This is a genomic window from Dysgonomonas sp. Shenzhen-Wh21 (assembly GCF_043392705.1).
Taxonomy (GTDB): domain Bacteria; phylum Bacteroidota; class Bacteroidia; order Bacteroidales; family Dysgonomonadaceae; genus Dysgonomonas.
Window position 1 is genome coordinate 1 of the sequence record NZ_JAIXHZ010000021.1, and the last position, 9,694, is coordinate 9,694.

The following is a 9,694-nucleotide window of genomic DNA, read 5'->3' on the forward strand; positions in this document are numbered from 1 at the left end:
ATTAGCGAAATGCGTGCCAAAATGTATTTCTGTCAAAACAGCAGAATCATAGAAATGACAAACTGACAAGTAGTCATTTTCGCTAATGTGTTTTATTAAAATAGAGATTATTCTATAACAAAGATGATGGTTTCTTCTGTTGGCGCCCAGTCATATACAAATTTTGCGTGCGATGTCGCATTGCGCACACACATGTGTGAACGGGGTGTAGTACCCAGCGAAGGGCTATATTCTATGAATGTGGTACTTGGTGCATTCACCGGAATACCGTGTATATATCCTCCGTTTGTAAAGCGATTGGCATAAGGAGCAAAGCCTCCTGTTTCTGTTGTGCCATCGACAAGGAAAAACATCTTTACTTTCTTCTCCTGAAGAACAAATAGCCCCAGTGGGGTTTCTTGCTGATATGGCGGTTTATGCAAACCTGTTGTGGCAGGATTCATACTTCTTACAATCCATTTTTTATCTAGTTTCTCGAGAGTGACGATATTCTCATTGTTGCGATCAACAAATATTGCATGTTTAAATTGTACGGTATCATGAATTGGTTTTACATATTTCTGAGGAACAAGCCATAACTCTTTGGAGTCCGTTGTAGTTATTTTTCTAAAACTCCCGACATTGTCTTTGAATAGTTTTACCAAGGCACCATCTCTGCCATAACGTTCTCCTGTAACAGTATCCGTAGGAAGAAATAGAGGAATCCCTTGAAATCGTTCTACCCCTAATGTGTCGGCAATGCGTTTGTATTCATTCCTTTTATATTTCTTTACTAGAGGAGCTTCTCCATTGTTATTCCGATAATTCTGTAAAATCCCCCAGGCAAAGAATTCTTGTTGAAAGTTTTCGAGAATAGCCAAGCCTTGTTTGATCTTTTCCCATTGGAACTGCCGTGTTGTGTCACGATATGGATATGTGTCTTGCAGGGTGTATTGGTCGTAAAGAAAATCCTTCTCTATGATAATATCTTTGGCTTTTATCCTCTGCATTTTTTGTGCATTCTTCATCAAGAGAGAATCCTGACGTAATTGGCTGAGAAATGAGTCTTGTCCGTTTTTTTCGGAACAAGAATTAAATATAAATAAACAAACGAAAAATAAAGAAATTGTTGTCGCTTTCATCAAAACGTAAAATGTTTCTTGAAGTTTATATGATATAATTTAAATACCGACATTTCATTTTTTGTCACATATGATACAAACAATAAAAATGCTTGATTGTTCGATGTTTATATCTACACGTAAAACAAAAAGTAACAAAGGTAACACTTATTTGCTTCATTTAGAGTGTCACTGTTTTTATATCGAACCATCTCTTTATGAGATAAATTTAATCGTTCAAAATGCAAAATAAATTAAGCCTGAAAGTTACAATAATACATCTCTCGGTTTTAAGTATTAAGTGTTAAATAAGCAAGATTATGAACTATTTACTTATCTTTGCTTGATATTTACTTAATACCTCTTATTAATGAAAAAAATCATATTTCTCTTTTTATCAACCCTTGCAATCTTATTCGTTTCTTGTCAGGGTAATTCTTATTCCATAGAAGGAAAGTTTTCGGATAATTCATTCGACACAAAAGTTGCATATTTACAAAAAATAGATAGCATCAACTCTCAGAAGGCAACAGTAATCGACTCAGTAACGATCTCTGATGGGAAATTCAGTTTTAAAGGGACTGCCGATGAGCCTATGATGGGATTTGTATCTGTAGGCAAACTAGAGAATGCAGATAATGACACACCGATAGGAACACTGATATTAGAACCGGGGAACATCAAAATTACATTTGATAAAACAAACGTAACTCTTGGAGGAACACCCAAGAATGACGAGTTTAATAATATACACAAGGTAATGAACTCTCTTACCGATAAGATATCTAAAATTACGCCTCAGGATGCAAACAACCCTGCAATAAGAGCAGAAGTAGATACTTTGCAAAAACAATTACAGATGTCGACTTTCAATTTTGCAAAGGCAAATATTTCGAATAAAGCCGGTGAGTTTTTATTTTATTCATCAGCAAAATCATTTAGCAAAGATCAACTAAAAGAATTGATAGCTGCCAGCGACAGTACATTCCGAAACAGAGATGAGATCAAGGCATTGGTAAAAGAACTGGACAGAGTGAAACCTGAAGTAGGTAATCCATACAGTGATGCTCAATTGATAGATCAAAGCGGACAGATGGTATCCTTGTCTGACTATGTAGGCAAAAATAAATTAGTGTTGATTGATTTCTGGGCTTCATGGTGTCAGCCATGTATTCAGGAAATACCAAATCTTATAAAGACTTATAATGCATACAAGTCTAAAGGTCTTGAAATAGTCGGTATATCAGTTGATGATGATAAAAACAAATGGACTGCAGCTGTCCAAAACTATAAAATGACTTGGGTACAATTGGCAGATGCAACAACAATGGCATCGCAATTATACGGAGTGCAAAGCATTCCGCATACATTACTTATAGATCAAAATGGCGTTGTTATAGCTACAGATTTAAGAGGTAAAGATTTGGAAGATAAAATAGCTGAAATCCTAAAATAATCTTTAAGTCATAAACAATAAGAGTTTTGTCTTTGTTTTAAACGTAACTCTTAAAAAATTAAGATATACTATTTATTAACCACTATTTTGATTTAGAATGAAGAAAATAATTTTGTTTCTTGCAGCAATTGCAATATTTGCTACTTCTTGTGTAGAGAAAGATGCTTTTACCATTAAAGGTAAATTACCGAATGGTACGTATGACGGACAACAAGTATATCTAAAGACTTTAGATGAGAATTGGAAAGACCTTGTGGCTGTTGACACCGTAGATGTTGTTGACGGAGAATTTGTTTTCAAAGGACTAGCCAAAGATGGTGCAAAAATACATTTCATCTCATTGGATGATGCGCCTGACAATATGAACAGACCTGTTTTGGTAGTAGTGGAACCCGGACAGATAGAAGTTTCTCTCGATAGCATTTCTACAGTAAAAGGTACTCCTTTGAATAATGCTTGTCAAGCGTTTAATACAAAGAGCCAGGCTATAGAAAATGAAATGATGTCTATCTCTTCCAAGTTGAGGGATGATTCAACGAATACAGGCAATAAAGCTGAACTCGAAAAACAGTATGAAGACAAATATAATGTTTGGACAAAAGAAACTTTCGACTTTGTAAAAGAAAATATACAAAACCAACTGGGAGTTTATTTCTTATCTCGCAACTTTTATCGCTTCTCTGCCGAACAGCTTAATGAGCTTATTCCGTCTATTAAACCAGAATATAAGTCTATAGCCAGAATACAAAAGGTGGAAAAAGTAGCCAAAGCTCTCGATGCAACGTCTGTAGGGAAAACTTTTACCGATATAAAAGGTAAAACTCCGGAAGGAAAAGATATAGCATTAGCAGATTTTGCAGGTAAAGGAAAATATGTTTTGGTCGATTTCTGGGCTTCATGGTGTCCTCCATGTCGTGCCGAAATGCCAAAGCTTGTAGAACTTTATAAGCAATACGGTGCCAAAGGGGTAGAGATCGTAGGTATCTCTTTAGATAAAACAAATGAAGATTGGGTGAAAGGAATCAAGAATCTGAATATTACATGGCCTCAAATCTCAGACCTTAAATTCTGGGATAGTGAAGGTGCTGCAATATATGGTGTGTCTTCTATTCCTCACTTGATGTTGTTAGACAAAGATGGTAAAATATTAGCCAGAGGTCTGAATGCTGAAGAAGCAACTAAAAAGATAGAAGAGCTTTTGAAATAACAAAAGAGCCGATCATAAATTAAAAAGCCTGTTTTTGTAAAAAACAGGCTTTTTTGTTACTCAGTAGTATCTCATAATACTTTCTTTATTTTTTCGATCTCGTCATCTATATCATTCCACTCGTTGTCGCCCACTTTAGCTCCTATCTTTTGAATTACGTATGCGGCTAGTAGAGTTCCTATTTGACCACTGATAAAAAGTGAATAGTTTTGTATCAGTCCATATATAAATCCGGCTGCATATAGGTCTCCTGCTCCCGTTGTGTCTACACAGTTTACTTTGTATGCGGGAACAAATATCTTTTCGTCTCCTTGTTGTATCCACGATCCTTTGTCTCCAACTTTCACTATAGCTATATCTGTTTGTTTAGCTAATAAAGAGACTGCTTCTTCGGCTTCTACATTCAATAGGGCTCTTGCTTCCTCTTCGTTCGCAAAGACGATGTCTGTGTACATAGGGATAATGTCTAGAAGAAATTGACAGTTCGCTTCCACTACATTATAACTGGCAAGGTCGAGTACAACTTTTGCTCCTGCTTCTCTGGCTAATTCGATTGCTCTGCGGATCAGTGCATGGCTTTGTACCAGATAACCCTCAATATAGAAATACTTGTAACCTTCAAAATCGGCTGTTTTAAGCTCTTCTGCATCCAATAGGGCAGCAGCTCCTAAGTATGTACCAAAAGTACGCTCTCCGTCCTTGGAAATGAACGTAGATGCAACACCCGAAGGTTCATCAACCTCGGTCAGGTGAGATTTGATCTTGTATTTATTTAAGTCTTCTTTAAAGAAGTTTCCATAAAAGTCTTTTCCTACTTTTCCCAGAAAGCCGGTTTCGATTCCCAGACGGGATAATCCTACGATTGTATTCGATGCCGAACCGCCTGATATAATATTCTTTTTTAATTTATTTATTTCACCCGATAATATTTCAAACTTCTTGTCATCTATAAGCTGCATGCTACCTTTCGGTAGTTCAAGGAGTTCTAACATCTTATCGTCTTCTATAATTGCCAAAACATCCACTAAGGCATTGCCCATTCCTAATACTTTTGCCATTCTTCTTCGTTTTTTTTTGCAAAGATATTGCATAATTCAGAAATAAGGTCTATTTTTGCGTCACTTTTGAGAGAAACAAACACTCTTCCTTAGCTCAGTCGGTTAGAGCATCTGACTGTTAATCAGAGGGTCCTTGGTTCAAGTCCAAGAGGAAGAGCAAAAAGAGTTACATGAAAATGTAACTCTTTTGTTTTTTATATAGATACCTCAAATGATTAATCTTTCAATAGCAGAAGAGACTGAAGATTTAAAGAGAATCTGACTCCTGCCGTTTTGTAATCGAAGTTGTTGAAAGAAGAAAATACGCCCATCCCAAACATTCTTGTAATATTTATTGAATAGCCGATCTCTGAATAAAATTTTATGTCGGGAGTATACAATGTCTTAAAGTGCAATCCTTCAAAAAATGGTTTTCCTTGTAGAAACGAAAGGCGTTTGAGTAAAAAATATTGACTGGCATAATTGAATGAGAGTGTAACCCAGTAATGGTTTGCCTGCAATTCATAATTATCGAGCAAAAGAAATGAGTCGAACAGTGAGCCCAAGTTGAAAACAAGGTCGGGCGCACCATAAAACTGGTAATCGGCAAAGTGCAAGTTTTTTCTAGCACCGACAAAAGCTCCTGCTTCAAACTTATAATCTAGTTTATCGAAATAATTCAATCGGATATTTTGTACAGCTCCGCCTTTTATTTTTCGATATTGTGAATTGTTCGTTTGCCAAGAAGAGAAGCCTTCTTCATACTGAAGATGAAAAACAAGGGGCGATTCATTATTCTGGATTGTATAGTTTGCAAACGGAACATAAGAGAGTCCCACAGAATAATATGTTCTGTCGAAACGCTTATCGGGATTTATATTCGGTGTGATATTGTCCCTTTCTATAATCGTAAAATCTGTATTGTTATTTAATCCTGCCCGTCTTTCAACTCCAAGCCCGACTGTTAGCTTTAGCTTCTTTGTCAGATCTATATCATTATTTACTGAGACATAATCTTTCTGATAGAAAGAATTGTAGTTTTTACCTAGAAACAAAGAGCTGAAATAGTTATTATATCGCGTTATGCTTAAGCTATTGAAATCGGCAGTATGGGAGCCGATGGAGAACTTTAGCTTTCCTGCTCTTTCGGGCAAGTAGTTATACGTAAAGTCGCTTCCCCCTATAAGCCGATGTCTTGCTGTCGTATAGTATATGTAAGGGCTGATTTCGAGTTGTTGATCTTTGTCTATTTGCGATTTGAGATAAAAACGATTTCCGAGCCAGAAACCATCCACATAGTTGTAATCTCTGAATATCATTTTCACACCACCATATCTCAACGACCACTTGCTAGAGTCATTTCCTAAAAAATAATCTCCCAGCAACGCCTTTCCATACCAAGGCTTAGATGCTATTCTTTCTTTTAACCTAAAGTGATCGAGAATCTCCAATCGTTCTGTATTTACAGGAAACATTCTTATACTGTCCCAAAATGTGGAATCTTGGGTATAAGCATCTTTGTTAAATGTTATTTTGTCATTGATTTTTGGTCGTTCATCTCCTCTGCTTATAACACCTATTGCTTCTCCGCCATTATCTATCTTCTTATATTTTAGAGATGTCAGATATGTAACGTTTCCCTTATTTCCTAAGATATTGATGCTTATATCAGTTTGATATGTTATCGGAAGGTTAGGGTGCCCATCAATTGTCTGATATGTGATTTGATTAACAGTTTCCAGACCTTGGAATTTTCTATACAACTTAGCACAGGTTATATTACCGTCATCTGTAATGTACAAGTCTCCGTTCAGTAATTTGTAATCATCATATCGTGGAACAACCTCTATCTTGTTGATGACTTTGCCATCTTCCAAGTAATAGCCTTTATATTTGAATTTATAATAAGAAGATACTCTTCTCCCTAAAGGAGAAATACTGCCATTGAACCAATCGGAGAATAGAGATTCACTGAGAAGCCCTATAGCTCCTCTTGTATTCATAGCATCAGCAATATTTCCGGTATATCCGTTTACTTGAATTTTGTAGTTATTGGGTGCTGTATATTTTACTGCGCAATTGATTTCCTGATGTATGATCTTATTCTCGAGATCGGAGACATTTACATTCTCTATTTTCTTTACGACTGTATTTGTGAGCTCTGTTATTCTGGTTAATGTTAAGTTACCTTTGATATAGGCATCAGCGTCGTACGATGTATAAGATGCCGCTTTTCTTGTTACTTTGTTTAGTATATCGTTTCCTGTCAGTTCTATTTTCCTATCGGTATTTTGATATTCATAGAATGGATATGCTATGAGTGTAATCTCGACTTCACACGCTTTATCCTTTTGAATAGAAACAGACTGTTTCTGCGTTTTATATCCTATCTGTTTATAAACAAACGTGTAGTCTCCCGGTGGAAGATTGAGCTGGAATAATCCCTCATTGTTGGTCACCAACCCCTTTTTTTCTTCTTCTATATAGATAGAAGTATATGGTACACCGACTCCTGAGGAATTTTTGACAAAACCTTTAAGGTATTGGGAAAAGACCTCACATGGGTATAAAAATAACACAAAAACAACTAAAGCAAGGGTAAGCTTCATCCTTTGATTTCCATAATAAACTATCACGCTTCAAAATTAATATTATTGTAGAATCAAAGAACTTTGCTTATTGTCAATCTTATTCAACAAGAGAAATTATAACATTTTATCACATTTTTGTGACAATAAGAGATGAATACGACTTACTTTAAAGCTAGTAGTATTGCTTTAAGATGTAGTTTGGTGTTTATTATAAATCAGTGTAGTTAGGGATATCCGATAGGTAATTGAATGACTGCTTATTATAGTCTATTATGCAGCAATAATGATTCAGACCATTGGACACGATCAGATATTTAACTTTCAATACAATGTTATACCTTACAATCTGATCAAAGACTTGTTGTGTGATATCTACATCCGGTGCCTTATATTCTATAATCATCAGGGGTGATAAATCACGATTATACACTACCGAATCGCAGCGTTTTTTCAGCTTGTTGAGGTCAATCTGAATTTCGTTCGCAATTAGGGCTGCGGGATAGCCTTTTTCTCTTAACAAAAAGTTCACAAAGTGTTGCCTGACCCACTCTTCAGGTGTCAATGCTACAAACTTACGCCGTAAAGGATCTAAGATAGAGAGTTTTCCACCTATCTTTTTTACATTTATATCGAAGGACGGTAAATTTAACTCTAACATTTGCTACCTTTGTTAAATCCGCATATCAAATAATAAGGGATAGTGCTTGTTTATTAGACGAACAAAAGTAGAATTTATATGAAAACAAAACAAGAAATTGTAGCAAATTGGCTACCACGCTATACGAAAAGACCACTCGAGCAATTTACAAAATATATATTATTAACCAACTTTGCCAAATACGTAGAAGTTTTTGCTCATCACTTTAATGTCCCTATTTTAGGATTGGATGGCAATATGCCAAATGCCTCGGCAGAAGGAATTACAATTATAAATTTTGGTATGGGTAGCGCCAATGCTGCTACTATAATGGATCTGTTGAGTGCCGTAGAGCCCGAAGCTGTACTTTTCCTTGGAAAGTGTGGAGGACTGAAAAAGCATAATAATTTAGGGGATTATATATTACCGATAGCAGCTATCAGAGGAGAAGGAACATCGAATGATTATCTTCCACCTGAAGTGCCGTCTCTACCTGCTTTCAGCCTTTTAAGATCGGTGTCCTCTACGATACGTAACCATAATAAGGATTACTGGACAGGGACGGTATATACTACAAACCGCCGAGTATGGGAGCACGATGATAAGTTTAAGGAGTATCTTCTTCAGATACGAACTATGGCTGTAGATATGGAAACCGCAACACTGTTTACTTGCGGCTTTGCAAATCAGATACCCACAGGGGCATTACTCTTGGTGTCGGATCAGCCAATGATTTCTGATGGTGTAAAAACCGAAAAAAGTGATAACATTGTCACACAGAATTTTGTAGAAGAGCATGTCATAGTGGGTATCGAATCGCTAATGACTTTAATTAATAACGGAGAAACAGTAAAACACCTACGCTTCGAAACATGGTAACATTTGAGCAGATAGTTACAGAGATTAAAGCACGAAAGTACAGACCTGTATATCTTTTTATGGGTGATGAACCTTATTATATAGATGAGCTTACGAATATGTTGACTGAAACCGTTTTGCCTGAAGAGGAACGCGATTTTAATCAGAGTATACTGTATGGGATGGAAACGAATGTTACAGCCGTGATAACAATGGCTCGCAGTTACCCGATGATGTCGGATCATCAACTCATTGTAATCAAGGAAGCTCAAAACCTAAGTAAAATAGAGGAACTCGAAGTATACGTAAAGAACCCGCTAAAATCTACTATACTTGTTCTCAATTATAAAGGGGGCTCTCTCGATAAAAGGAAGAAGCTATATGCCGAGATTGACAAAATGGGAGCTATTTTTGAGTCGAAGAAAATACCGGAGTATAAGATTCCGGCATTTATTACTTCCTATATATTGTCAAAAGGCTTGAGTATCGATCAGAAATCTGCACAGATGCTATCCGACTATTTGGGGAATGATCTGAGTAAGCTTACAAATGAGATTGCAAAACTGTTAATAGCTATACCGCCCGGGCAGATGCGTATTACGGCAGACCTTATTGAAGAAAATATAGGTATCAGTAAAGATTTTAATAATTTTGAATTGCTAAATGCAATTATAAATAAAAATATATTTAAGGTAAATCAGATTGCTGACTATTTCGAAAAGAATCCGAAGAACAATCCGATGATTATGACCATGTCGGTACTCTTCAACTTTTTCAGCAACCTGATTTACCTTAAATATATTTTTAT

At 36.1% G+C, this 9,694-nt stretch carries 8 protein-coding genes and 1 tRNA gene; 5 read left to right on the forward strand and 4 right to left on the reverse strand.

Annotated elements, in window-relative coordinates; translation table 11 throughout:
- Positions 1-107: 107 nt before the first annotated feature.
- Positions 108-1,121, reverse strand: a complete 1,014-nt coding sequence (locus LDB17_RS00935) for a L,D-transpeptidase (RefSeq protein WP_252637634.1) — start codon at positions 1,119-1,121, stop codon at positions 108-110.
- A gap of 349 nt (positions 1,122-1,470) precedes the next feature.
- Here LDB17_RS00935 and LDB17_RS00940 point away from each other — a divergent pair, with 349 nt between their 5' ends.
- On the forward strand, positions 1,471-2,556 hold the full coding sequence (locus tag LDB17_RS00940; protein WP_252637636.1) for a TlpA disulfide reductase family protein: 1,086 nt from the start codon (positions 1,471-1,473) through the stop codon (positions 2,554-2,556).
- A gap of 97 nt (positions 2,557-2,653) precedes the next feature.
- Entirely contained in the window at positions 2,654-3,763 is a 1,110-nt protein-coding gene (locus LDB17_RS00945; protein WP_252637637.1) for a TlpA disulfide reductase family protein, read from the forward strand.
- A 71-nt stretch (positions 3,764-3,834) separates the two neighbouring features.
- Here LDB17_RS00945 and LDB17_RS00950 read toward each other — a convergent pair whose 3' ends face one another.
- Positions 3,835-4,821 carry an adenosine kinase gene (locus LDB17_RS00950; RefSeq protein WP_252637639.1) on the reverse strand — a complete coding sequence of 329 codons (987 nt, stop codon included), beginning with the start codon at positions 4,819-4,821 and terminating at the stop codon, positions 3,835-3,837.
- 83 nt (positions 4,822-4,904) lie between these two features.
- Between LDB17_RS00950 and LDB17_RS00955 the strand changes: the two genes are divergently transcribed.
- Positions 4,905-4,978: transfer RNA gene (locus LDB17_RS00955), tRNA-Asn, on the forward strand.
- Positions 4,979-5,036: 58 nt separating this feature from the next.
- On the opposite strand, the gene LDB17_RS00960 is transcribed toward LDB17_RS00955, so the two are convergent.
- On the reverse strand, positions 5,037-7,409 hold the full coding sequence (locus LDB17_RS00960) for a DUF5686 family protein (RefSeq protein ID WP_252637640.1): 2,373 nt from the start codon (positions 7,407-7,409) through the stop codon (positions 5,037-5,039).
- Between the two features lie 190 nt (positions 7,410-7,599).
- On the reverse strand, positions 7,600-8,049 hold the full coding sequence (locus LDB17_RS00965; RefSeq protein ID WP_252637642.1) for a type I restriction enzyme HsdR N-terminal domain-containing protein: 450 nt from the start codon (positions 8,047-8,049) through the stop codon (positions 7,600-7,602).
- Between the two features lie 78 nt (positions 8,050-8,127).
- On the opposite strand from LDB17_RS00965, the gene LDB17_RS00970 reads away from it, so the two are divergent.
- Positions 8,128-8,907 carry an AMP nucleosidase gene (locus LDB17_RS00970; protein WP_252637644.1) on the forward strand — a complete coding sequence of 260 codons (780 nt, stop codon included), beginning with the start codon at positions 8,128-8,130 and terminating at the stop codon, positions 8,905-8,907.
- Positions 8,901-9,694 (forward strand): DNA polymerase III subunit delta (holA, locus tag LDB17_RS00975; RefSeq protein WP_393924834.1); only part of this gene is annotated, 794 nt, incomplete at its 3' end. The genes LDB17_RS00970 and holA, both read left to right, overlap by 7 nt.